Here is a 23305-nt window from a genome sequence, read left to right as displayed (position 1 = left end):
CGGTTACCTCACCGCTGCGAAGCCTGCCACGCCAACAGCCGATGCTCGGCAAGCGACATCGCCACCGACGTCACGTAGCCGGTGACGCCAAGCAGGATGACGCCGGCGAACAGGTCGGCCGAGCGGAACGCGCGGGCCGAGAGCAGCACCCAGTGGCCGAGCCCGTCGAGGCCGGCCAGGATTTCGCAGACCACCGAGAGAATCAGCGCCACTGTCAGGCTGAGGCGCATGCCGGCGAGAATGTCGGGGCTGGCGGAGGGCAGCGCGATCTTTGAGATCACGGCGAGGCGCGACATCTGCAGCGATCGCGCCACCTCGTAGAGCCGGGGCTCGACCGCCGCAAACCCATGGATGGTCGCCAGCATGATCGGCCAGATCGCGCCGAAGGCGATCACGAACAGCGCCATCGCCTGCGTCAATCCAAGCATGGCGATCGCAACCGGAATGATCGCCGAGACCGGCAGCGGCCGTAAAAACTCCAGTGAGGGTGCGACATAGGTCCGCATCGTGCGCGACGATCCGATGATCGCGCCGATCGCGATGCCGGCAATGGAGGCGGCGAGCCAGCCACAGGCCATGTGTTCGAGCGTGCCCGCGAGCTTGCTCCAGAGATCGCCGGAGGAAAATCCGCGCACCAGCGCGGCCCAGGCCCTATCAGGCCCCGGCAGGAATACCGGCGAAACCAGTTTCAAACTGGCGATCAATTGCCAGAGCGCAATGAAGCCGGCTGCGACCGCAAAACTCGCCACCCGCCAGATGATGGCAGCCCGCTTCATTGGCCGTCTCCGCTCAACGCGGCGCGGCCGAACAGGCGCTGTTGGGCCACGGTCAGGAGGATGTTCAGCGCGTAGCCGATGATGCCGATCCAGACCAGATAGGCCAGCATCAGGTCGGGACGCAGCGCCTGCTGCGCCAGCATGATGCCGGCGCCGAGGCCGAGCGGGTTGATGGCGATTTCGACCGTCACGGCGACGATCAGGGCAATGCCGGCCGACAGCCGAAAGGCGACGAAGATCCGCGGCAGCGCGGCCGGGATGATGATCTTCCAGACCCGCTGCGCCGGGGCCAAGCGTAACGCCCGCGCCACCTCCATCAGCCGCGGCTCGATGCTGCGCACGGCGGCGCGCGACAGGATCAGAATCGGCCAGACGCAGGCGAACGCCACGATTACGATTTCCATGCGGTAGCCGAAACCAAGCGCAATCAGTGCGATCGGCAGCAGCGCAATCGAGGGGATCGGCCTGATCGCCTCGACCGTGACTTCCATCAGCCGGTTGAGCGTATCCGAAATTCCGAAGGCAATGCCGAGCGCAAGGCCGATGATCGTGCCGATCGCGAGCCCGGCAAAGGCCGAAAACAGCGTGTCGCGCGTGGCCGCCAGGATCGAGAGATCGGCGAAGGCGCCAAAGAGCGCCATGACAATCTCGCTCGGCGGCGCAAGGCTGTCGCTCTGCAGATGAGTGGCGCGCGCCCACACTTCGAACGTGACCAGCAAGGCGAGCGGCAGCGCCAGCGCCTTGGCGGAATTGGCCGTCACTGCTCGGTCGCCTTGATGAAGTCGAACAATTGCCGCCGCAGCCGCAGGAATTCCGGATGCTCGCGGGTCGACAATTGATCGCGCGGGCGCGGCAGGTTGACGGTCAGTTCGATGCCGATCCGTCCCGGATGCGGCAACAGGCCGATGATGCGGTCGCCGAGATAGATCGCCTCGTCGAGGTCGTGGGTCACGAAGATCACGGTGGCGCCGCTGGCCGCCACCAGCGACAGCACCTCGTCCTGTAAACCCTGCCGTGTCATCGCATCCAGCGCGCCGAACGGCTCGTCCATTAGAAGCGTCTTCGGCTCCTGCGCCAGGCAGCGGGCGATCTGCAGGCGTTGCTGCATGCCGCCTGACATCTCGGACGGATATTTGCCGGCGTGGCCGGGGAGGCCGACGGTGCGCAATAACTCCTCGACGCGGGCAGGGCGCTCGGCCGACGGCATGCCGCCCGCTTCCAGCGCCAGCGAAACGTTGCCCGACGCGGTGCGCCACGGCAGCAGTGCCTTGCCGTAATCCTGGAACACGATCGCGATCTCGCGGCGCGGCTCGCGGATCGGCTGGCCGTCGAAATTCACCTTGCCGCCGGTCGGCTGGTAGAGCCCCGCCGCCAGACGCAGCGCTGTGGTCTTGCCGCAGCCGGAGGCGCCGACGATGCAGAGGAATTCGCCGGGCCGCACGCCAAGGTTCAGATTTTCGATGATGGTCTTGCCGCCGAGTACGAGCGTGACCCCGTCAAACGCAATCTGCGGCGCAACAGCGCCGGATACGGCTTCGAGGCGTTTTGCGGCGCTTGCCATGATGTCAGCTCTCGCTGCCTGAGGGATAGACGAAGTCCATGGTCGAGCGCAGATGCGCCGATAGCATCGCTTGCGACCCCTGAACGTCGCGTCCGATGACCCGATCGGCCAGCAATTGATGCGCGCGCACGAATTTCTTGCCGCTGTCGAAGGAGCGCATCATCACGCGGCGATATCGGTACGCCTGGTCGTAGAGATCGGAATGGGCCGCGAGCAGGCGCTTTGAGCCGCAGGCGGCAAGCAACGCGGTATGAAAGCCCTTGTGCAGCCGGTCGAAATCCTCCGCACCCTCGCGGAATTCATCGCCGGTGCGCTCGATGTGGCGGCGCATCTGGTGCAGCGCACTGACGATGCCCGCCTCCCAGGCATCGTCGCCATTGACGATGGCGAGCCTGATGGCCTCGACCTCGATCGCGGTGCGCATGGTGGTGATGTCGAGCAGGTCCTCGCGGCTGATGTCAGCCACGCGAAAGCCGCGCTGTCCGGTGCCGACGATCAGCCCGCGCGACATCAGCCGCGACAGGCCTTCGCGTAATGGCGTGGCGCCGATCTCGTAGCGCTGCACGAGATCCACAATGCCAAGCCGCGATCCCGGCGCCAGATGACCGGCCAGGATATCCTGCTCGACCAGCATGGCCGCGCGCTCGGTCAGCGTGGCGGCCTCGGTCACCGGTCGGTTCGGTTGGCGCTCGGAGGCCGGCATCGCGAAACCCTCTACTTCAAGACCAGCTTCGAAGTATCGAGCTTGGATTGCAGCATCTTTTGCGTCGACATCACTTCGATCCACCAGGCGAGTTGCTCAGGCTTCAGCACCGGCTCGGAGCGGTTCGGTGGCGTCGCCTTGACCAGTTCGATCGGCTGCTTGGTGAATTTTGAAATCGAGGTCGACGCCTTCTCGCGGTCGTTGTTGACGATGACGGCGGATTCGGCGAGCGCATCGCGGAATTTCTTGATCGCCGCGGTATTCTTTTCCGCCCATTCGCGCGACGCCGCATAGAAGATGATGGGATCGGTGCGCGCCAGTTCGACGGCATAGCGCGCGCCGACCGAGCCCAATCCGGCATTGGTCATGCGAGTCACGAACGGCTCGGCCGTCAGTACGGCGTCGACGCCGCCTGATTTGATGATGTCGGCCATGGTCGGGAAGGTGACTTCGACGAAATTGACGCTCTTGGGATCGACGCCTTTCTCCACCAGCCATTTCACGAACAGCACGTGCAGGAAGGCGTTCAGCCCGGGCGCGCCGACTTTCTTGCCGACGAAATCCTTCGGCTCCTTGATGGTGATGCCGTTGCGGACGAAGGCGGTGATGTTGCCGTTGGACACCGGGCTCATCACGGTTGCACCGGCAATTGCAACGAGATCGAGGCCGCCGTCGGCCGCTTGCAGGAACACGGTCGAGGTCGGTCCGCCGATCTGGATCGAATTCGACAGGATCGCCGCCGGGATATTCGAGTTGATGCCAACAGGCGTCATCTCGACCTCAAGCCCGTGCTTTTTGAAGATGCCTTCGTCGATCGCCACCATCGCGGAAGCGCAGTCCGAGGTCGCCGTGCAGCCGACCTGGATCTTGGCCTGGGCAAAAGCGGTGCCGGTCAGCGCCACGCTGACCGCAAGGGCGGCAAGAGCCTTTTTCACGGTGTTTTCCCCACTCACATTTTTCTGTCTTGTTTATCGATATTTTTTTTGATCATATATTTCATCGGAAAACAAGGGGTGATCCAGTGAAACTCGCGACATTCAAATCCGGCGGACAGGAAAAGATCGGAATCGTGCATACGGGCGATACCCTTCTGTTCGATCTCGCAGCCGCCGCCAACCGAAGCGGAAGCGCCAATCCGGCCTTCGCATCGATGCTGGCATTGATCGACGCCGGCGAGGGCGCACTCGAACAGGCGGCCAAGGTGTTCGACAAGCACGGCAAGGACGAGACGTTGTCGGCAAAGACCGAGACAGCCGAGATCCTCGCGCCGGTCCCGGAGCCGCGGCAGATGCGGGACGGCATGTCGTTTCCGCTGCACATCCTGCAAGCCCCGCGCGGGCAGCTCAAGCTTGCCGCGCGCGCCAAGAACGACATGGCGGAGCTGGCGCGGATCGAGGCCGAACCGCTCGGCGAATTGCCGGAGGTCTATCGCAAGCAACCGATCTACTACATCACCAACCGCTTCAGCGTGCGAGGCACCAACACCACGGTGAAATGGCCGCGCTACAGCCAGGTGATGGATTACGAACTCGAATTCGGCGTCATCACCAAAAACAAGGGCGCCAACGTCACCGCCGCCAAGGCCAGGGATCACATCTTCGGCTATACCATCTTCAACGACTTTTCCGCGCGCGACGCCCAGCGCATCGAGATGGAGGGGCGGCTGGGCCCGGCGAAAGGCAAGAGTTTCGACGGCGGCAATGTGATGGGGCCGTGGATCGTCACGCCGGACGAGATTGGCGATCCCTACAAATTGAAGATGGAAGCACGCGTCAACGGCAAGATGCGCTCGCAGGGCATGACCGAAGGCATGCTATTCTCGTTCGAGGAGATCATCGCCCATGTCAGCAAGGACGAGACCCTGATGCCCGGCGAGTTCATCGGATCCGGCACTGTCGGCAACGGCTGCGGGCTCGAACTCGGCTGGTATCTCGAGCACGGCGATACCATCGAACTCGAAGTCGAAAAGATCGGCACGTTGAAGAACCGGGTAGAGCGGCAGTAGCCGCTTCCGCACAGGTCGGCAAAACAAGAACACCAGCGAGGAAACGCCATGGCGCGCAAGTTGATCGATATCTCCGTTCCCCTGCAAAACGACGTGCCGGCCGATCCGCCGGGAAATCACCCGACCATCCAGTATATCGATCACCAGCAGGGGCTGCCGCGGATGCTGCAGTTCTTCGACGGGCTGAAGGCGGAAGATCTGCCTGATGGCCAGGGCTGGGCGGTGGAGCAGGTATCGCTCTCCACCCACAACGGCACCCACCTGGATGCGCCCTGGCACTTCCATCCCACCATGAATCGCGGCGAGCGCGCCTGGACCATCGACGAGGTGCCGCTGGAATGGTGTTTTCAGCCGGGCGTGAAGCTCGACTTCCGGCATCTTCCGGACGGCTATGTTGCGACCGCCAAGGATGTCGAGGCAGAACTGAAGCGCATCGGGCATACGCTGTCGCCACTGGAAATCGTCGTGGTCAACACCAGCGCCGGCGTCAAGTACGGAAGGCCCGATTACGTCACGTCGGGCTGCGGCATGGGCTACGAGGCGACGATGTATCTGCTGGAGCGCGGCGTGCGGCTGACCGGCATCGACGGCTGGAGTTGGGATGCGCCGTTCGTCTACACGGCGAAGAAATACGCCGAGACTGGGGATGCCAGCCTGATCTGGGAAGGCCACAAGGCCGGCCGCCACATCGGCTATTGCCACATCGAGAAGCTGCACAATCTCGAGCAATTGCCGTCGACCGGATTCATGGTGTCGTGCTTTCCGGTGAAGATCGAGCGGGCATCCGCAGGCTGGACCCGCGGCGGTCGCCATTCTCGACGGCTGAAGGCTATGCGACAACAACAAACAAACGGGGAGAGAACGAATGACGGATTTGCGTACGCCCTCGCTGCGGGGGTGCTTCTGCTGTGGCCAGTCAAGTCCGTCGCTCTCCAACCCAAGCCGGCGCGGCTTCATGCTCGGTGCCGGCGCGTTGGCGTTGACGACGGCGGCAGGTAGCAGCCGGGCAACGGCACAAAGCGCCGACACAAAGCCGTTCCGGATTGACGTCCACCATCATCTATCGCCGCCGACCTACGTGACCGCGTCGAACGACAGCGGTTTTGGCGATCCCTTGATGAAGAACTGGAGCATCGAGAAATCGCTGGCCGACATGGACAAGGCCGGCATCGCCACTGCGATGCTTTCCGTCACCACGCCCGCGGTCAATTTCACCAAGGGCGATGCGGCGCGAAAGCTCTGCCGCGAGTCGAATGAGTATGGCGCAAAACTGGTTGCGGATTATCCCGGACGGTTTGGCAATTTCGCCATGCTGCCGCTCATCGACGCCGAAGGCAGCCTGCGTGAACTGACCTATGCGCTCGATACGCTCAAGGCCGACGGCATCGCCTTGATGACGAGCTATGGCGACAAGTGGCTTGGCGATCCGCTATTCCTGCCTGTCATGGAGGAACTCAACCGCCGCAAGGCGCTGGTCTACACCCATCCGACCGCGGCCAATTGCTGCGTGAACCTGGCGCCGACGCAGCCGCCCGTCATGATCGAGTTCGGCACAGACACGACGCGCACCATCGCCGACATCGTTTTCTCCGGCAATGCACGGCGGTTTCCCGACATCCGCTGGATCTTCTCGCACGCCGGCGGGACGATGCCGTTCCTGATCGAGCGCTTCGTCCGCCATCCGCTGCTGGTGCCGAAGGCCAAGGAGACGGTGCCTGACGGCACGCTCACCGAACTCAAGCGGTTCTTCTACGACACCGCGCAGACCTCCAACCGCGGCGCGATGTCGGCGCTGGCGGCGATCATTCCGCCGTCGCAGATGGTGTTCGGAACGGATTTCCCGTACCGGACCGGCATCGATCACGTGAAGGGCTTGCGCGAGGCGGGTGTGTTTACGGAAGAACAGGTCGCGGCGATCGAGCGCGGCAATGCGCTCAAGCTGATCCCGCGCCTGGCCAGCTAACCCAAGCCAGCTAGCCCAAGGCAGAATCAATTGACCCAAAAGAAAAAGGCGCGCCGGTCGCCCGGCACGCCTGGTTCGTGTTTGCTGCCGCGTTATGCGACGGCGATCAAGCCTATGTCACCAGCGGCAGCGGCGAACGCCATAGGGGGTCCACCAGCAGCGCGGACCCGGGGCGACGACAACGGGGCCGCCATAGAAGCCATAGCCGCGACCGCGGCCCCAGCCTCTGCCATAGCCTCGACCATAACCACGGCCGCCATAAAAGCCTCTGCCGCCTCGGTATGCCTGTGCCGGCGAGGTCGTCGCGCCTACCAGGACAACAGACGTGCTGACGAAGTAGACGAAGAACAAAGCCAACGCTGCGAGGCAGCGAGTCAGGACGTTGTAGCGTTTAGCCATTCGAGGATCTCCCGGTCACTTCCGAAACACCTGGACTTCGGCACTGTCTCACTTAGACGCGCGAGACAGCTTTCGGTTCAGATGCGCTAAGATAATATTTTTACTAAGGTTCTTTCGGGCTTTCGGGACTTTATTAAGAAGGGCAGGTAAGGTCAAGTTACAGCCGGTTTGTCGAGGGTTTTTGCGTTGCGCCGTTCATCTTCCTGAATGCATGCTGAACGCCGATGATTGTGCGCTGCAGAATTTCGAGAGAAGCTACGGCAAGGCCACGCCGGCAACTTGATCTCGACACGATTTCCATTTTTTCAGCATAAGACCACCTCGCCTTAACGAGTCCCCATGCCCAAAAAACACACTTATGTCCTTGGCCTGAACACCTATGACCATGATGTCAGCGCCTGCCTGTTGCGCGACGGCGCCATCGCCTTTGCGATCGCCAAGGAGCGGATCACGCGGGCCAAGCACGCGTCAGGCTTCTACAAGGAAGTGATCGACTATTGCCTCGAAGCCGAAGGCATTACGCTCGACGACGTCGATCTGGTCGTGCGCAATTGCTACATCCTGCCGGTCCAGGAAATGGAGGAGCGGCTGGTCTATTTCGACGCTCCGGGCTTTCTCCCGGAATTCGAACGCGGCGACGCCGCCAAGCACCCGCTGTATCTGTCGCGGCAGGAAAAGGTGGTCACGATCTCCCACCATCTGGCGCACGCCTACAGCGCGTTCGCGGTGTCGCCGTTCGAGGATGGCGTCGTGATGATCGTCGACGGCGTCGGCAGCTATCGCTCCGACGTGATGGAGCCCTTTCCCGCCACCGATGTTGCTACGCCACTCGCGCGGGAGTCGGAGAGCTATTACACATTCAGCGGCACGAAGCTGGAGTGTCTGAAGAAGGTCTGGATGGAGCCGGACCGCGGTTTCCTCAGCGACGAGTTCTACACCATGCCCGGGCTCGGCGCGCTCTACAGCCGCGCCTCCACCTACATTTTCGGCGACTGGAACAAATGCGGCGAGCTGATGGGGCTGGCGCCCTATGGCCGCCGCGATCAGGTCAAGCATTTGCTCGAACTGCACGACGGCAAGCTGCACGTGCCGCACTGGACCGCCGACTTCAAGCAGCCGTACGTGTTCGAACCCGGCAGCAACTGGGAAAAGAGCCCCGCGATGCGGCACTGGGAGGATCTGGCCTGGCGCACGCAGGACGACACCGAAAACGTGCTGCTTGCCCGCGCCCGCTGGCTGCGCGAAACCACCGGCGCGAAGAACCTCTGCATGGCCGGCGGCGTCGCGCTGAACTGCGTCGCGAACGGGCGGGTCGCCCGCGAAGCCGGATTCGATAACGTCTGGATCCAGCCCGCGGCGGGCGATGACGGGATTGCGATCGGCTGCGCCTATTACGGCTGGCTCGAAATTCTGAAGCAACGCCGGTCCTTCGTGATGGACCATTCCTACGTCGGCAGGCGCTACAGCGATCAGGACGCCGCCAAGGAATTGCAGAAATTTCTGGTGCGGATCCAGGTCGAGGCGAAACGCAGCGACAATGTCTGCCGCGACACCGCCAAGCTGCTCGCCGAGCAGAAGGTGATCGGCTGGTTTCAGGACCGGTCCGAATTTGGACCGCGCGCGCTCGGCAACCGCAGCCTGATTGCGGATCCGCGCAAGCCCGAGATGAAGGACATCCTGAACAGCCGCGTCAAGCACCGGCAGGCGTTCCGCCCGTTCGCGCCGATCGTGCTGGCTGAGCGCATGAAGGAAATATTCGAGGGCGAGGAGGATTCGCCCTTCATGCTGATTGCGAAGCCGGTCCGCCCCGAATGGCGGGACAAAATCCCGGCGATCGTGCATGTCGACGGCACCGCGCGCGTTCAGACCGTGCGCGAAGCGACCAACCCGATGCTTTACCGGCTGCTGAAGGAATTCGAGGCGCTGACCGGCGTTCCCGTGCTGATCAACACCTCATTCAACATCAAGGGCGAGCCGATCGTGGAAACGCCGCAGGATGCCGTGAACTGCTTTCTGACCACGGGCGTCGATCATCTCGTCATCCACGACACGATCGTCTCGAAGGCCGCCATGCACAAGGTGGTCGCGCCGCTGGTCAATATCTACACCGATGTGCGGACGCTGGTGGCCTCGACCGCGCAACCGGCCTGAACCCTGTTGCCCGAGACCAGCCGTGAGCCGCTCAGGCGGCTTTCGGCGCCGGCGGCTTGATCGGCTTGTCCTGACGCTTCGACCAGGAAATGTAGTAGGCGACGATGGTCATGATCGCGATGCCGGTCACGCTGACGAAGATCTGCGCGAACAGCGAGCCCGAGCTCATCGACAGTTCGAAATGCCCGACGAACGACAGGAACACGCCGACGCAGAACACGGCCAGTGATTGCTGACCGCAGACGATCAGCGGATCGAAGATCCTCCACTCCAGGCCCGGCCATTCCTTTGGCACGAAACGGATGACCAGGATCACGATCACCACGAAGTGCAGGAAGCGATAGGGCGCGAGGTTGGTCTTGTCGTTCGGGTTGAACGTCGAATACAGCCACTGCGGGAACATCTCGCCGAACGCCGGAAACTTGCCGGCCATGGTCATGACCAGCGCCAGGACCATGTAGGCGATACAGAAATACAGCGTGGCCGGCGCGTTGATGATGGCCAGATTCTTCCGTGCGCCGCCGAGCGCGCACCATGCGCCGAACACGAAGAGCACCTGCCAGGCGAACGGGTTGAAGTACCAGGTACCCTGCGGGTACGCGGGCAGGTTCCAGCCGGTCTGCCGCGACACCAGCCACAGCGCGATGGCGGCCAGCATGGTCCAGTTGGGTTGGCGCAGCATGATCCACAATACCGGCGGGAACAGTCCCATCAGCACGATGTAGAGCGGCAGCACGTCGAGGTTGACCGGCTTGAACTTCAGGAACAGACCCTGCCGCAGCGTTTCGGTTGCGTTGTCGACCAGGCCGACGACGTTGAACTCGTTGACCAGCTCGGAATCGCCGAAGCGCAGCGCCAGATAGCTGATCGAGGCGATATAGATCACGAACAGGATGATGTGGGCGACATAGAGCTGCCAGACCCGCTTGGTCAGCCGCGTGGCGCCGACGATGAAGCCGCGTTCCAGCATCATCCGGGCATAGACGAAAGAGGCGGTATACCCGGAAATGAAAACGAACAGGTCGGCGGCGTCGCTGAACCCGTAATTGCGGGTGGTGATCCAGTTCACGACGTTGTCGGGGATGTGGTCCAGATAGATCGCCCAGTTCGCAACCCCGCGAAACAGGTCGAGCCGGAGATCGCGTCCTTTGTCGGGCAGGGTGGCGTTGATTTTCATGGATGCCGCTTCGCAGTGAGACTTTCGGGAAGATGGCGCCGCAAGGCGGGGTCCCGGGCGCCGGATAGCCCTAGATTGTCACAGTACGGCATAATGACTATACCGGTACGGAAATGGTACATTCGGGTTTTACGGAATCACCGATCAAATTTCCTGAAAGGTGTATCTATACTATCCCGGCCGTTTCCACCAACCGCTACCATGTCGCATATCGCTTGAGGATCCAACCATCCATGACTGCACGCATTTTTAAGCCCGCCAAAAACGCGATGCAATCGGGCAGGGCCAAGACCCGGGAATGGCAGCTTGATTATGAGCCCGAGCAGCCCCGGGCGGTCGAGCCGCTGATGGGCTGGACCTCGTCGGGCGACATGAAGCAGCAGCTCACCCTGCAGTTCGACACCAAGGAAGACGCGATCGCCTATTGCGAGCGCAAGGGCATTGCCTATCAGGTGATCGAGCCCAAGGATTCGGTGCAGCGGTCGGTAGCCTACGCCGACAATTTTGCCTTCAAGCGCGTCGAGCCCTGGACCCACTAGCCTAACCGGCGTGCTTTCCAGCCGCTCGACGCGGGGAGTTGCGGGCGAGGGCTACCGCACCGGGGCGGCCGGATCGCTCGATAACGGCAGCGGCGCGTCCTTGGCGACGCCAAGCACCGGGAAGGTTTTGATGTTGCGGACCTCAGGCATGGCAGCAAACTGCAGAAGCTGCTGGTGCATGCCCTCGACGTTTCGCGCCACGCATTTGAGCAGATAGTCGGCATCGCCCGAAATCCGCCAGGACTGCAGGACCAGCGGCACCGCCGCGATCGATCTTTCGAACGCCTGCAGCGGGGCCTGGGCTTGGCTCTGTAACTGGATCAGGACAAAGGAAATGACTTCGTAGCCAAGCAGCGTTTCGTCGAGCGTGGCCCTGATGGCGCTGACATAGCCGCGCTCGCGGAGCGCGCGAACGCGCCGCCGGCACGGAGGCTCCGAAAGGCCGACCCGCTCAGCCAGCTCGTTGTTGCGGATGCGCCCATCCCTCTGCAACTCGGACAGTATCTTCAGGTCGATGTCGTCGAGGGGCTGGCGTTCCGTCATAGGCTCCTCCTGGGCATCTCATCAACGCTCCAGCCTGCCGGGCGTGGCGACGTCAGGGGAGGCCGCGCGTTTGGCTTGAGCCCGGTTGGGTGTTGCGCCGGGGGCGACGCTCGACAGCACCAGCTTTTCGTGGGCGGCGACGATCGCCTCCTTGGTGAGCCGCCCGCCGGGCCGGTACCAGGTGGTGAGGCCGGTCAACAGGGCTAGGATCGCGAATGTCGCCACCTGGACATCCACGACCTCGAATTCACCTTCGGCGACGCCCTCGGCAAGAATTTCCGCCAGCCGCTGCTCATAGGCGCCGCGCAGCGCCACGATCTCTTCGTAATTCTTCGGCTCCAGGCTGCGCAACTCGGAATTGGCGATGAAGACTTCGCGCTTTCTGGTCATGTGGTAGCTGACGTGGAAAGCGACGAAAGCGCGGAGCTTGTCGGCCGGTCCCTGCTTCCCCTGCAGGGCGCGATCGAGCTGGCGCAGCAATTCGTTGATGTGGTCGCGTATCAGCTCGAACAGCAATTCCTGCTTGGTGCTGATATGATTGTAAAGCGAGCCCGACTGGATGCCGACCTCGGCCGCGAGCTGGCGCAGGCTCATGGCCGCGTAGCCGTGCTCGAAGATCAGGCGCAGCCCGGCTTTGCGGATCGCCTCCATCGTCGTGGGGCCGTGCGAGCCGATCGTCCGCGCCATGGGGCCTCCGAGGGTGGGTATTTAGCCGCTCTGGAAACGAGCGGTCGATCGTATAACTCTGACACGAAATGATAGTAGTTTCAATCGTCTGTACCCCTCCTCTGAGCTCTAATAGGTTCCGCTTGCAGGTAAGTTAAAAAAACGTATGATCGTTTAATTCCAAGAATGACACCGGGGGAGATGATGGCCTCAAACAGGGCGTTGCTTCTGAACTTCGATCTCGGCGAGACCGCGGATGCGATCCGCGAGACGGTACATGCGTTTTCGCAGAACGAAATCGCGCCGCGCGCCGCCGAAATCGACCGCAGCAACCAGTTCCCCAGGGATCTCTGGCCCAGGATCGGCGCGCTCGGCCTGCACGGCATCACCGTCGAGGAGGAATATGGCGGGTCTGGCCTCGGCTATCTCGAGCACTGCATCGCACTGGAAGAAATGTCGCGGGCCTCGGCCGCGGTCGGCCTGTCCTACGGCGCGCATTCCAACCTCTGCGTCAACCAGATCCGCCGCAACGGCAACGAGGCGCAGAAGCGGAAATACCTGCCAAAGCTGATCTCCGGCGAGCATGTCGGTTCGCTGGCGATGTCCGAACCCGGCGCTGGAAGCGACGTGGTCTCGATGAAGACCCGCGCCGACAAGAAGGGCGACCGCTTCGTGCTCAACGGCAACAAGATGTGGATCACCAACGGCCCGGAGGCCGATACGCTGGTGGTCTATGCCAAAACCGACGCCAACGCCGGCCCGCGCGGCATGACCGCCTTCATCATCGAAAAGGGCATGAAAGGATTTTCCACCGCGCAGAAGCTCGACAAGCTCGGCATGCGCGGCTCCGACACCTGCGAACTGGTGTTCGAGGATTGCGAGGTGCCCGAGGAGAACGTGCTGAGCGAGGTCGGCCGCGGCGTCAATGTGCTGATGAGCGGCCTCGATTATGAGCGCGCGGTGCTGGCGGCGGGCCCGATCGGCATCATGCAGGCCTGCATGGACGTGGTGCTGCCCTACGTGCACGAGCGCAAGCAGTTCGGCGAGCCGATCGGCAGCTTCCAACTGGTGCAGGGCAAGATCGCCGACATGTACACCACGATGAACGCCTCGCGCGCCTATGTGTACGCGGTGGCAAAGGCTTGCGACCGCGGCGAGACCACGCGCGAGGACGCTGCCGGCGCCATTCTCTATGCGGCGGAAAAGGCCACCCAATGCGCGCTCGACGCCATCCAGCTTTTGGGCGGCAACGGCTATATCAACGACTATCCGACCGGGCGGCTGCTGCGCGACGCCAAACTTTACGAGATCGGCGCCGGCACCAGCGAAATCCGCCGCATGCTGATCGGGCGGGAACTGTTTGAAAAGACCGCCTGAACTTCACATCGAGGCCAAGATGGTACAGGCTACGATATCCATTTGAGTGCCCTGTCCCGATCGCCTTGAAGCCACCCAGGACACTCCAGCATCCAAAGAAACGTCGATCATGCCGCTTCATTCCACCATCGATCCAACGTCGTCCGAGTTTGCCCGCAACGCCGACGTGATGCGCGGCCTGGTGGCTGAACTGCGCGAGAACCTCAAGGTCGTGTCCGGCGGGGGCGGCGAGGCTTCCCGCAAGCGGCATACGGCGCGCGGCAAGATGCTGGCGCGCGAGCGGGTCGATCTGCTGGTCGATCCCGGCACCGCCTTTCTCGAACTGTCGCCGCTCGCCGCCAACGGCCTCTATGGCGGCGACGTCCATTCCGCCAGTGTCATCACCGGGGTGGGGCGCATATCGGGGCGCGAATGCGTCATCGTCGCCAATGACGCCACCATCAAGGGCGGCACCTATTATCCGATGACCGTGAAGAAGCATCTGCGGGCGCAGGACATTGCGCGGCAGAACAATCTGCCCTGCGTCTACATGGTCGATTCCGGCGGCGCGTTCCTGCCGATGCAGGAGGAGATCTTTCCGGACGAGCGGCATTTCGGCCGCATCTTTTATAACCAGGCACAGATGTCCTCCATGGGCATTCCACAGATCGCGATCGTGATGGGCTCCTGCACCGCCGGTGGCGCTTATGTGCCGGCGATGTCGGACGAGAGCATCATCGTGCGCAACCAGGGCACCATCTTCCTCGGCGGGCCGCCGCTGGTGAAGGCCGCGACGGGCGAGGTGGTTTCCGCCGAAGAACTCGGCGGCGCGGACGTGCATTCCCGGCATTCCGGCGTCACCGATCACTATGCGCAGAACGACGCGCACGCGATCGGGATCGCCCGGCGCATCGTCGCCACGCTGAAACAGCCGACGCGGGCTGCGCTGAACACGCGCGAGCCGCGGGAGCCGCTATTTCCGGCCGAGGAAATCTACGGCGTGGTCTCCGCCGACGGCCGCAAGCCGTTCGACGTCCATGATATCATTGCGCGGATCGTCGACGGCTCGGAGTTTGACGAGTTCAAGAAGCTCTACGGCACTACGCTGATCTGCGGCTTCGCCCATATCTGGGGCTACCCTGTCGGCATCATCGCCAACAACGGCATCCTGTTCAGCGAGAGTTCCTTGAAGGGCGCGCATTTCATCGAACTGTGCTGCCAGCGCAATATTCCGCTGGTGTTTTTGCAGAACATCACCGGCTTCATGGTCGGCAAGAAATACGAGGCCGGCGGCATCGCGCGCGACGGCGCCAAGCTGGTGACGGCGGTGGCGACCGCCGGCGTGCCGAAATTCACCGTCGTGATCGGCGGCTCCTATGGCGCCGGCAATTACGGCATGTGCGGGCGCTCCTATAGTCCGCGCTTTCTCTGGTTGTGGCCAAATGCCCGCATCTCGGTGATGGGAGGCGAGCAGGCTTCGATGGTGCTCAGCCAGGTCCGCCGCGACAATATCGAAGCCAAGGGCGAGACCTGGTCGGCGGAAGAGGAAGAAAAATTCCGTGCGCCGATCCGTGCGCAATATGAACATCAGGGCAATCCCTACTACGCCACCGCGCGGCTGTGGGACGACGGCGTGATCGATCCCGCCGACACGCGGCTGGTGCTCGGTCTTGGATTGTCAGCAGCAGCGAATGCGCCGATCGAACCGACGAAATTCGGCCTGTTCAGGATGTGATGATGGACCGCTCGAAACTTTACCGGCGTTTTCGCACCCTTCTGATCGCCAACCGCGGCGAGATCGCCTGCCGCGTGATCCGCTCGGCCCGCGCCATGGGCTTGCGCACCGTTGCCGTCTATTCGGAATCCGACCGTGACGCCATGCACGTCGCCATGGCCGATGAGGCCGTATTGCTCGGGCCGGCGCGGGCGCGCGATAGCTATCTCAATATCGAACGCGTGATCGAAGCCGCGCGCCAGACCGGCGCCGAGGCGGTGCATCCCGGCTACGGCTTTCTGTCTGAGAACGCCGAGTTTGCACAGGCGTGTCTCGACGCCGGCCTGGTATTCGTCGGACCGACCGCCGCGATGATGACCGCGATGGGCTCGAAATCGGGCTCGAAAGCGCTGATGGAAAAGGCCGGCGTGCCGCTGGTGCCGGGCTATCACGGCGAGGCGCAGGACGAGGCAACGCTTGCGAAGGCCGCCGACAAGATCGGCTTTCCCGTGCTGGTGAAGGCTTCCGCCGGCGGCGGCGGGCGCGGCATGCGCGTGGTCAATTCGGCCGGAGAGATTGCCGCGGCGATCGTCAGCGCCAAGCGCGAGGCCAAGGCGGCATTCGGCGACGACCGGATGCTGATCGAAAAATTCGTGCAAAACCCGCGGCATATCGAAGTGCAGATCATCGGCGACAGCCATGGCAATCTGCTCTCGCTCTGGGAGCGCGAATGCACGCTGCAGCGGCGGCACCAGAAGGTGATCGAGGAAGCGCCGTCGCCGACGCTTGATGCCGCGCAGCGCGAAGCGGTCTGCGCCGCCGCGCGCAAGGCGGCTGGTGCCGTCAACTATGTCGGCGCCGGCACCATCGAGTTCGTTTCCGACGGCAAGGAGGTGTTCTTCATCGAAATGAACACCCGCCTGCAGGTCGAGCATCCCGTGACCGAGCTGATTACCGGCGTCGACCTCGTTGAATGGCAGTTGCGGGTGGCGTTCGGCGAGAAGCTGCCGCTTAAGCAGGACGAGATCAGGCTGAACGGCCACGCCATCGAGGCGCGCGTTTACGCCGAAAATCCGCAGAAGAATTTCATGCCTTCGGTGGGCCGGATCAAGACCTGGCGCACACCGGACGCCGTCGACGGCCTGCGGATCGATGCCGGCTACCGCGAGGGCGATGCGGTGTCGCCCTATTACGACGCCATGCTGGCAAAAGTGATCGCCTGGGCGCCGACCCGTCAGGCCGCGATCGAGCGGCTCAACCGCGGGCTGGAAGAGACTGACGTCCGCGGCATCGTCACCAACATCCCGTTCCTGTCGGCGCTGGTGACGCACCCGCAGGTGCGCGCCAACACCATCGATACCGGCTTCATCGAGCGCGAATTGAAGAAGCTGACGGAAGCGTCCCACGCGTTGGGCGATCTCGAGCTCTGCGCCGCGGTGGCCGCCATCGTGAACGACGAACAGAAGTCGGCGCGCAAGGAAGCGCATTCTCCGTGGCAGACTTTTGGCTGGATGCCGGTGGGCCAGCGCCAGCGGGTATTTTCGTTCCGCCAGGGGCTGGGCGCCGAAACCAAGGTGACGCTGCGATATGGCAATGGAGCGTCGACGATATCGATCGGCAAGCACCGGTTCGTTTTCACGACCTCGCCTGCGGATGGCGGCGGTTTCGACCTGACAATCGACGGCATGAAATCGCGCGTCACTGCCGTGATCGAGGGCCATGAGCTTTATTTGCGCACCCGCCATGGCCGCTTCGACCTGCACTGGGTTGATCCGTTCGGCGGCGAGACCGAGGAGCAGGTCGGCGAAGACAAGATTGTGGCGCCGCTACCCGGCACCGTGGTGGCGCTGCTGGCCCAGGAGGGCGCAACGCTGGAAAAGGGGGCGGCGATCCTGACGCTGGAAGTCATGAAGATGGAGCAGACCTTGCGCGCGCCCTTCGCGGGTGTGTTGAAGAAGATCAAGTGCAAGGTCGGCGATATCGTTGGCGAAGGTGTCGAACTCGCCGAAGTTGAGCCTGCGGCGGTGTCATGAGCGATCGCGTCCATATCGTTGAAGTCGGCCCGCGCGACGGGCTGCAGAACGAGAAGACGCCGATCAGCGTCGCCGACCGGATCGCGTTCATCGAGGCGTTGATCGCTGCGGGCCTCCGCACCGTCGAGGTCGGCGCGTTCGTGTCACCCAAAGCGATCCCGCAAATGGTCGGATCGGCCGAGGTGCTGCGCGGCGTCAGCCACCAGGCGAATTGCGAATTGCCGGTGCTGGTGCCGAACGAGAAAGGCTACGAGGCCTCACAGGCCGCTGGCGCCAAACTGATCGCGGTATTTGCCGCGGCGTCGGAAAGTTTTTCGCGCGCCAATATCAATTGCTCGATCGCGGAATCGATCGAGCGGTTCAAGCCGGTGCTGGCCCGCGCCAGGGCCGACGGCGTCAGGGTGCGCGGCTATATTTCCACCGTGCTCGGCTGCCCCTATGAGGGCGAGATCAAGCCGCAGGCGGTGGTCGATGTCGCCAAGGTGCTGTGGGACCTCGGCTGCTACGAAATCTCGCTCGGCGACACCATCGGCGTCGGCACGCCGTTGAAGGCGCGGCAGCTTTTGCGCGCAGTGGCAGGCCACGTGCCAATGGCCAATCTGGCGATGCACTTCCACGACACCTACGGCCAGGCACTCGCCAATCTCTATGCCGGGATGGAGGAGGGTTGCCGCGTGATCGATTCAGCCGCCGGCGGCCTCGGCGGCTGCCCCTACGCCCCCGGCGCGACGGGGAACGTCGCAACCGAGGATGTAGTCTACATGCTCGAAGGCTTGGGCGTCGCGACCGGCGTCGATATGGCAAAACTGGTCGCGGCCACCAATGTCGTGAGCGGCCTGATCGGCCGGCCGCCGGTCAGCCGCGTGGCGGCAGCGTTGAACGCGAAGATGCGGGCCGCGAAGTAGGCCGCTTACGCGGCCTTGAGGCCAACGTTCGGCAGCAGCGGCCGGTTCTTCAGCGCCTTGGCCATCATGGCTTCCACCTCTGCCTTCTCGTTTGGCAGCAGCGCAAGGCGCGGCGGACGGGTCAGGGCGGTGCCGCGGCCCATGATGTGCTCGCAAAGCTTGATGCACTGGACGAGATCCGGACGGGCATCGAGGTGCAAGAGCGGCATGAACCATTCGTACAGCGGCATGGCTTCGGCATAGCGTCCCGCCTTGGCGAGACGGAAGAGGGTCTCCCCCTCGCGCGGGAAGGCATTCGACATGCCGGACACCCAGCCGACGGCGCCCATGGCGACGCTCTCGACAATGACGTCGTCGAGGCCGGCGAACAGGACGAAGCGATCGCCGACCATGTTGCGGGTGTCGATGAAGCGCCGCGTGTCGCCGGAGGAATCCTTGAAGCAGACGACGGTTTCGACGTCGGCAAGCGTCGCGAGAATGTCCGGCGTCACGTCATTCTTGTAGATCGGCGGATTGTTGTAAAGCATCACGGGCAAATCAGTCGCGCTGGCAACCGAGCGGAAGTGCGCGGCGGTTTCGTGCGGCTTGGACGAATAGACCAGTGCGGGCATCACCATCACGCCGTCGATGCCGACGCGGGCGGCTTCCTTGGCGGTCTCGACGGCGAAGGCGGTGGTGAACTCGGCGATGCCGCATAGCACGGGCACCCGGCCGGCCGAGACCGACTTGGCCGTCTCCATGATGGCGATCTTTTCCTTGCGCTCCAGCGAGGTGTTCTCGCCGACGGAGCCGCAGACGATCAGTCCTGAAACGCCGTCGCGGATCAGGCCGTCCATGACCCTCGCCGTTGCGTCGATATTGAGCGACAGATCGTCATTGAATTGCGTGGTAACGGCCGGGAAGACGCCTTCCCAGGAAATGCGTGGGCTCATTGTTTGGCTCCGATTGGAATTGTGCCGGCGGATGGTCGAATCGGCCGGGCTTTGGCTTGAAAACGTTGGATGAGATCAGAGCGTCGCGCCGACCTTGCGCAGCTCGGCGAGTACGGGTGCCTTGGGCAGCCAGAGCTTGTCGAACTCGGCGATGACCGCCTCGGTATCCTTGGCGTCGACCTGGCGGATCGGGATCGGCGCGTTCTTGAAGTTCTCGACCAGCTTGGGTTCGTTGCCGGCCAGTTCGTCGATCTGTGCGTCGAGCGTCGACTTGACGGTCTTGGCGATCAGCTCCCGGTCGGCCGCCGGCAACGACTGCCAGACGCGGCCGGAGACGACGGCTGCCATCGGCATGAAGACAGCATTCATCTGCAGGATGACTTTTGAAACCTTGTCGAAGCGCTGGTTCCAGGAAAATTCCAGATCCGCCTCGAGGCCATCGACCTGGCCGTTCGCCATGGCGTCGAACACCTGGGGCGTCGGGATCGGCGTCGGCGCCGCGCCGAGCGACGAATAAAAATCGCGATAGACCGGCGTCGGGTTGATGCGCAGCTTCATGCCCTTGATGTCGGCAAGGCTCGTCAGGTCTTTCGACGAGAAGACCGCGCGCATGCCGGTGATGCCCCAGCCCAATCCGATCGTTCCGGTTTCCTGCGGCAGCACGTCGAACAGCTTGATGGCTGCGGGATGGCGGACGAATTTCGCGACCGACGGCGTCGAGCGTACGATGTAGGGCGCATTGATCGCGGCGATATGCGGCACGCGCGAACCAAGCTCGGCGGCCTGGATGAAGCCCATGTCGAGCGCGCCGGACTGCAATTGCTGCATCATCGCAGGTTCATTGCCGAGCTGGCCGGAGTGAAACACCGTCATGGTCAGGCGGCCGTTGGTGGCCGCCTTGAGATCGTCGCCGAGTTTCAGCGCCGCCTTGTTCCAGGAATGGCCATTGGGCGTGATCAGACCAAGGCGAAATTCCTTGGCCTGGGCAAGCGCCAGCGACGGCGCGAACAGCGGCACGGCTGCGCTGGCGGCAAGGAAGCGGCGACGCGATAGGGACATGGCAAGGCTCCTGAAGAGTTTGGGGGGCTACTTGATGAGGACGAGGGAGAGGGACGGATAGAGCGAGAGCAGCACCAGCAGGACGCAGCTGATGACGAAGAACGGCAGCGTCACCATGAACATCTTTCCGGGCTTGGCCCCGGTGACAGCCGCGGCGACGAAGAAGCAGAGACCGACCGGAGGTGACAGCAATCCAAGCACCAGATTGATCACCACGACGACGCCGAACTGGCGCGGATCGATGTGATAGATGTCGGTCGCGACCGGCAGCAGAATCGGCACCGTCATGATCAGGCCGGGAATGCCGTCGATGACCGTGCCGATCACCAGCAGGATCACGTTGCAGATCAGCATGAAGCTGACCGGATCCTTGGCGACCGACTGGATCCAGCCAGCCGTCTCCTGCGGCACCTTGCCGAAGATCAGCACCCAGGAGAACACGGCTGCCGCGGCAACCAGGAACAGCACGATGGCCGAGTAGATTCCGGCGCGCAGCATCATCTGCGGCAATTGCGAGAACTTGAACTCCTTGGTCCAGTATTTTCCGACCAGCGCCGCCGCCACCGCGCCGACGGCGGCTGACTCCGTCGCGTTGGCGAGGCCGCCCAGGATGCTGCCGACGATCACGATCGGGATCAGCAGGGTCGGCGACGTCCGCAGGATCGTCGCCACCCGCTGCCGCGGCGTCTGATAGTCGGCCTTGGGATAGTTGTAGACGTATCCCATCAGCGCGATGACCACGCAGAACATCGCGGTCAGAATCACGCCCGGCACGATGCCGGCAATCAGCATGTCGCTGACCGACACCTGCGCCAGCACGCTGTAGACGACGAACATCACCGATGGCGGAATGATCGGCCCGAGCATGCCGCCATAGGCGGTGAGGCCGGCGGCGAAAGTCTTGTCGTAGCCCTTCTTTTCCATCTCCGGCACCATGATCTGCGCCATGATCGCGACTTGCGCGGTTGCCGAGCCGAGGATGGAGGAGATGAACATGTTGGCGAGGATATTGACGTAGGCCAGCCCGCCCTTCAGCGAGCCGACAAACGCCATCGCCATGTCGACGATGCGCCGCGTAATGCCGCCGCCATTCATGATCTCGCCGATCAGGATGAACAGCGGTATGGCGATCAGGCCGTAGCTGTCGACGCCGCCGAACAGCTGCAGCGGGTAGGACTGGAACAGCACCGGATTGCCCGATGCGATGATGTAGACGAAGCCGGCAAGGCAAAGACACAACCCGATCGGCACCCCGACCAGCATGATCGCGATAAAGGCGGCCGAGGTGAGCATCAGTTGACCCCGTCGAGTTCGGAGAGCTGAAAGCCCTTCGGCGGGGTTCGCGGGACCAGTTCGAGATCCTCCAGCAGGTTAGCCAGCCCGTGAACGGTCATCGACACCGCGAAGATCGGCAGCGTCAGGTAGACGGCCCAGGTCGGCCAGTTCAGCGTCTGCGTGCGCTCGGTGTAGAGAAAGTTGAAGGTCTCGGCGGCGAGCTTGCGCGCATCGAAGCCGGCGCGGGCGAGACCGATCGGATCCATCCAGAGGAAGCAGGTGGCGATCAGGGCTACGCCGAACACCACGACCATGCCCGTCGCGATCACCTTCGCGATCTTCTGATTCCGCGCCGAGAGGCGCTCGGTCATCATGGTGACCGCGAAATCGAGCCGCAGCCGCGTCATGGCGGAGGCGCCGATGAAGGTCAGCCAGACCACGCAATAAACGGCCGATTCGTCGATCCAGTAGATCGGGAAGTGCGAATAGCGGGTGACGACGTTCACCAGGATCAAGGCCGTCAGCAGATACATCAAGCCCATCAAGGCGATGCGCTCAAAAGCGAGCAGGAGGCTAGAAGCATTGACAACGATCCGCCGGGCGCTGAGCGCCGGCGCATCCGCAATCGTCTGCTCGATCATAAAGAGCCCCGCTACCCCTGAGATTTATCGTGCACTTCAAAAATGTATAATTTATACAATATTGTCAAATGAGATTTGCGGGGTCGCTTAGCTTTTGCTGGGTCGGGACCACTTCAACATGCGAAATTGGGGCCGCCTCGATCGGAAAGGCCGGCCATGACGACGGAAGATCAAATGAAGGGCCCTCTGAAGCACCGGACGCTGTCGGCTGCGATCGTCGATCAGCTCCGGCAGTCGATTCTCGACGGGACTTATCCTGCCGGCTCGCAGCTTCGGCAGGACGCGCTGGGCGATGCCTATGGCGTGAGCCGCATTCCCGTGCGCGAAGCGCTGTTTCAGCTCGAGGCCGAAGGGCTGGTGCGTATCGTCCCGCAAAAGGGTGCAATCGTCTCGGAGTTGTCGCTGGACGAAATCAACGACGTGTTCGATCTGCGCGGGATCATGGAGCCGCGGCTTTTGGCGCAGTCGGCGCCGCACTTTACGGAACAAGACTTTGCCGGGCTGGACGACATCCAGAAGCGTTTCGAGAAGGCGATCAAGGCGGGCAACGTTAGTGAGTGGGGCCAGCTCAATGCCGATTTTCATATGGCGCTGTACGTTCACGCACGGCGGCCGCGCACCAAGGCGATCGTCATCGCGTTGCTGCAGACCAGCGACCGCTACACGCGCCTGCAGCTCTCCAATACCAAGGCGATGGGGACGGCCGAAAAAGAACACGCCCATCTGATCGCGCTATGCCGGGCCAAGCAGATCGATGAGGCTTGCCGGTTTCTGGAGCAGCATATCGAGGCGGTGCGGACCGACCTGCTGCAGGTCGTGGGTGGCGGATCGATGGTGCCGCGTTCCGGCCGAAGCGGCGAATAGCGAATGGCGAGTAGCGAGTAGAGGCGTCTATTCGCCATTCGCT

Annotated in this window: 21 protein-coding genes and 1 pseudogene; 10 read left to right on the top strand and 12 right to left on the bottom strand. The window is 62.9% G+C overall.

Annotated features, from left to right (window positions below):
* Positions 1 to 8 precede the first annotated feature (8 nt).
* From V1293_RS05815 to V1293_RS05795, 5 genes are read right to left on the bottom strand one after another with little or no spacing between them, the layout of a single operon-like run.
* Positions 9 to 776 carry an ABC transporter permease gene (locus V1293_RS05815; RefSeq protein WP_334507477.1) on the bottom strand — a complete coding sequence of 256 codons (768 nt, stop codon included), beginning with the start codon at positions 774 to 776 and terminating at the stop codon, positions 9 to 11.
* Positions 773 to 1537 (bottom strand): ABC transporter permease, encoded by a 765-nt coding sequence (locus tag V1293_RS05810; RefSeq protein ID WP_334507475.1) that lies wholly within the window; start codon positions 1535 to 1537, stop codon positions 773 to 775. Before V1293_RS05810 ends, V1293_RS05815 begins: the two co-directional genes overlap by 4 nt.
* Entirely contained in the window at positions 1534 to 2337 is an 804-nt protein-coding gene (locus tag V1293_RS05805) for an ABC transporter ATP-binding protein (RefSeq protein WP_334507474.1), read from the bottom strand. Before V1293_RS05805 ends, V1293_RS05810 begins: the two co-directional genes overlap by 4 nt.
* A 4-nt stretch (positions 2338 to 2341) precedes the next feature.
* Complete coding sequence (locus tag V1293_RS05800) at positions 2342 to 3040, bottom strand: GntR family transcriptional regulator (protein ID WP_334507473.1); 699 nt, start codon at positions 3038 to 3040, stop codon at positions 2342 to 2344.
* A gap of 11 nt (positions 3041 to 3051) precedes the next feature.
* Complete coding sequence (locus V1293_RS05795) at positions 3052 to 3975, bottom strand: ABC transporter substrate-binding protein (protein WP_334507472.1); 924 nt, start codon at positions 3973 to 3975, stop codon at positions 3052 to 3054.
* 86 nt (positions 3976 to 4061) lie between these two features.
* On the opposite strand from V1293_RS05795, the gene V1293_RS05790 reads away from it, so the two are divergent.
* From V1293_RS05790 to V1293_RS05775, 4 genes and pseudogenes are all read left to right on the top strand, one after another.
* The gene (locus tag V1293_RS05790) at positions 4062 to 5045 is read left to right on the top strand and encodes a fumarylacetoacetate hydrolase family protein (protein ID WP_334507471.1); all 984 of its coding nucleotides are present in this window, start codon (positions 4062 to 4064) and stop codon (positions 5043 to 5045) included.
* Between the two features lie 48 nt (positions 5046 to 5093).
* Positions 5094 to 5871: pseudogene (locus V1293_RS05785) on the top strand (cyclase family protein).
* A 129-nt stretch (positions 5872 to 6000) separates the two neighbouring features.
* Positions 6001 to 7008, top strand: a complete 1008-nt coding sequence (locus V1293_RS05780) for an amidohydrolase family protein (protein ID WP_334516632.1) — start codon at positions 6001 to 6003, stop codon at positions 7006 to 7008.
* 738 nt (positions 7009 to 7746) lie between these two features.
* The gene (locus tag V1293_RS05775) at positions 7747 to 9558 is read left to right on the top strand and encodes a carbamoyltransferase family protein (RefSeq protein WP_334507469.1); all 1812 of its coding nucleotides are present in this window, start codon (positions 7747 to 7749) and stop codon (positions 9556 to 9558) included.
* A 31-nt stretch (positions 9559 to 9589) separates the two neighbouring features.
* On the opposite strand, the gene V1293_RS05770 is transcribed toward V1293_RS05775, so the two are convergent.
* A complete protein-coding gene (locus tag V1293_RS05770) occupies positions 9590 to 10735 on the bottom strand; it encodes an OpgC domain-containing protein (protein ID WP_334507467.1) in 1146 nt (381 codons plus the stop codon).
* Between the two features lie 233 nt (positions 10736 to 10968).
* Here V1293_RS05770 and V1293_RS05765 point away from each other — a divergent pair, with 233 nt between their 5' ends.
* Entirely contained in the window at positions 10969 to 11274 is a 306-nt protein-coding gene (locus tag V1293_RS05765; RefSeq protein ID WP_334507465.1) for an ETC complex I subunit, read from the top strand.
* 51 nt (positions 11275 to 11325) lie between these two features.
* Here the strand turns inward: V1293_RS05765 and V1293_RS05760 are convergent, their stop codons facing one another.
* Together V1293_RS05760 and V1293_RS05755 are read right to left on the bottom strand one after the other, a co-directional pair.
* On the bottom strand, positions 11326 to 11817 hold the full coding sequence (locus V1293_RS05760) for an Lrp/AsnC family transcriptional regulator (RefSeq protein WP_334507464.1): 492 nt from the start codon (positions 11815 to 11817) through the stop codon (positions 11326 to 11328).
* A gap of 21 nt (positions 11818 to 11838) precedes the next feature.
* A complete protein-coding gene (locus V1293_RS05755) occupies positions 11839 to 12504 on the bottom strand; it encodes a TetR/AcrR family transcriptional regulator (RefSeq protein ID WP_334507463.1) in 666 nt (221 codons plus the stop codon).
* A 183-nt stretch (positions 12505 to 12687) separates the two neighbouring features.
* On the opposite strand from V1293_RS05755, the gene V1293_RS05750 reads away from it, so the two are divergent.
* From V1293_RS05750 to V1293_RS05735, 4 genes are all read left to right on the top strand, one after another.
* Entirely contained in the window at positions 12688 to 13860 is a 1173-nt protein-coding gene (locus tag V1293_RS05750; protein WP_334507461.1) for an isovaleryl-CoA dehydrogenase, read from the top strand.
* A gap of 109 nt (positions 13861 to 13969) precedes the next feature.
* Positions 13970 to 15574 carry a carboxyl transferase domain-containing protein gene (locus V1293_RS05745; RefSeq protein WP_334507459.1) on the top strand — a complete coding sequence of 535 codons (1605 nt, stop codon included), beginning with the start codon at positions 13970 to 13972 and terminating at the stop codon, positions 15572 to 15574.
* A 2-nt stretch (positions 15575 to 15576) separates the two neighbouring features.
* Positions 15577 to 17586 (top strand): acetyl/propionyl/methylcrotonyl-CoA carboxylase subunit alpha, encoded by a 2010-nt coding sequence (locus tag V1293_RS05740; protein ID WP_334507457.1) that lies wholly within the window; start codon positions 15577 to 15579, stop codon positions 17584 to 17586.
* A complete protein-coding gene (locus V1293_RS05735; protein WP_334507455.1) occupies positions 17583 to 18491 on the top strand; it encodes a hydroxymethylglutaryl-CoA lyase in 909 nt (302 codons plus the stop codon). Before V1293_RS05740 ends, V1293_RS05735 begins: the two co-directional genes overlap by 4 nt.
* 5 nt (positions 18492 to 18496) lie before the next feature.
* Here the strand turns inward: V1293_RS05735 and V1293_RS05730 are convergent, their stop codons facing one another.
* From V1293_RS05730 to V1293_RS05715, 4 genes are all read right to left on the bottom strand, one after another.
* Positions 18497 to 19423, bottom strand: a complete 927-nt coding sequence (locus V1293_RS05730) for a dihydrodipicolinate synthase family protein (RefSeq protein ID WP_334507454.1) — start codon at positions 19421 to 19423, stop codon at positions 18497 to 18499.
* Between the two features lie 75 nt (positions 19424 to 19498).
* Complete coding sequence (locus tag V1293_RS05725) at positions 19499 to 20482, bottom strand: TRAP transporter substrate-binding protein (RefSeq protein WP_334507452.1); 984 nt, start codon at positions 20480 to 20482, stop codon at positions 19499 to 19501.
* A 27-nt stretch (positions 20483 to 20509) separates the two neighbouring features.
* Entirely contained in the window at positions 20510 to 21775 is a 1266-nt protein-coding gene (locus V1293_RS05720) for a TRAP transporter large permease (RefSeq protein ID WP_334507450.1), read from the bottom strand.
* Positions 21775 to 22398: a TRAP transporter small permease gene (locus tag V1293_RS05715; RefSeq protein WP_334507448.1), complete on the bottom strand. Its 624-nt coding sequence runs from the start codon at positions 22396 to 22398 to the stop codon at positions 21775 to 21777. Before V1293_RS05715 ends, V1293_RS05720 begins: the two co-directional genes overlap by 1 nt.
* A gap of 174 nt (positions 22399 to 22572) precedes the next feature.
* On the opposite strand from V1293_RS05715, the gene V1293_RS05710 reads away from it, so the two are divergent.
* Positions 22573 to 23262, top strand: a complete 690-nt coding sequence (locus V1293_RS05710) for a GntR family transcriptional regulator (RefSeq protein ID WP_334507446.1) — start codon at positions 22573 to 22575, stop codon at positions 23260 to 23262.
* Positions 23263 to 23305 lie beyond the last annotated feature (43 nt).

Origin of the sequence: Bradyrhizobium sp. AZCC 1693, from assembly GCF_036924745.1 — a bacterium.
Lineage (GTDB): Bacteria > Pseudomonadota > Alphaproteobacteria > Rhizobiales > Xanthobacteraceae > Bradyrhizobium.
Note: the sequence above shows the minus strand (reverse complement) of the source record. Positions and strands in the feature narration are given on the sequence as shown.

Coding starts and splice junctions, on each gene's coding strand:
- V1293_RS05815 (WP_334507477.1), bottom strand. CDS start 776: ATGAAGCGGGCTGCCATCATCTGGCGGGTGGCGAGTTTTGCGGTCGCA.
- V1293_RS05805 (WP_334507474.1), bottom strand. CDS start 2,337: ATGGCAAGCGCCGCAAAACGCCTCGAAGCCGTATCCGGCGCTGTTGCG.
- V1293_RS05800 (WP_334507473.1), bottom strand. CDS start 3,040: ATGCCGGCCTCCGAGCGCCAACCGAACCGACCGGTGACCGAGGCCGCC.
- V1293_RS05780 (WP_334516632.1), top strand. CDS start 6,001: ATGCTCGGTGCCGGCGCGTTGGCGTTGACGACGGCGGCAGGTAGCAGC.
- V1293_RS05775 (WP_334507469.1), top strand. CDS start 7,747: ATGCCCAAAAAACACACTTATGTCCTTGGCCTGAACACCTATGACCAT.
- V1293_RS05770 (WP_334507467.1), bottom strand. CDS start 10,735: ATGAAAATCAACGCCACCCTGCCCGACAAAGGACGCGATCTCCGGCTC.
- V1293_RS05765 (WP_334507465.1), top strand. CDS start 10,969: ATGACTGCACGCATTTTTAAGCCCGCCAAAAACGCGATGCAATCGGGC.
- V1293_RS05760 (WP_334507464.1), bottom strand. CDS start 11,817: ATGACGGAACGCCAGCCCCTCGACGACATCGACCTGAAGATACTGTCC.
- V1293_RS05755 (WP_334507463.1), bottom strand. CDS start 12,504: ATGGCGCGGACGATCGGCTCGCACGGCCCCACGACGATGGAGGCGATC.
- V1293_RS05750 (WP_334507461.1), top strand. CDS start 12,688: ATGGCCTCAAACAGGGCGTTGCTTCTGAACTTCGATCTCGGCGAGACC.
- V1293_RS05745 (WP_334507459.1), top strand. CDS start 13,970: ATGCCGCTTCATTCCACCATCGATCCAACGTCGTCCGAGTTTGCCCGC.
- V1293_RS05740 (WP_334507457.1), top strand. CDS start 15,577: ATGGACCGCTCGAAACTTTACCGGCGTTTTCGCACCCTTCTGATCGCC.
- V1293_RS05735 (WP_334507455.1), top strand. CDS start 17,583: ATGAGCGATCGCGTCCATATCGTTGAAGTCGGCCCGCGCGACGGGCTG.
- V1293_RS05730 (WP_334507454.1), bottom strand. CDS start 19,423: ATGAGCCCACGCATTTCCTGGGAAGGCGTCTTCCCGGCCGTTACCACG.
- V1293_RS05725 (WP_334507452.1), bottom strand. CDS start 20,482: ATGTCCCTATCGCGTCGCCGCTTCCTTGCCGCCAGCGCAGCCGTGCCG.
- V1293_RS05720 (WP_334507450.1), bottom strand. CDS start 21,775: ATGCTCACCTCGGCCGCCTTTATCGCGATCATGCTGGTCGGGGTGCCG.
- V1293_RS05715 (WP_334507448.1), bottom strand. CDS start 22,398: ATGATCGAGCAGACGATTGCGGATGCGCCGGCGCTCAGCGCCCGGCGG.
- V1293_RS05710 (WP_334507446.1), top strand. CDS start 22,573: ATGAAGGGCCCTCTGAAGCACCGGACGCTGTCGGCTGCGATCGTCGAT.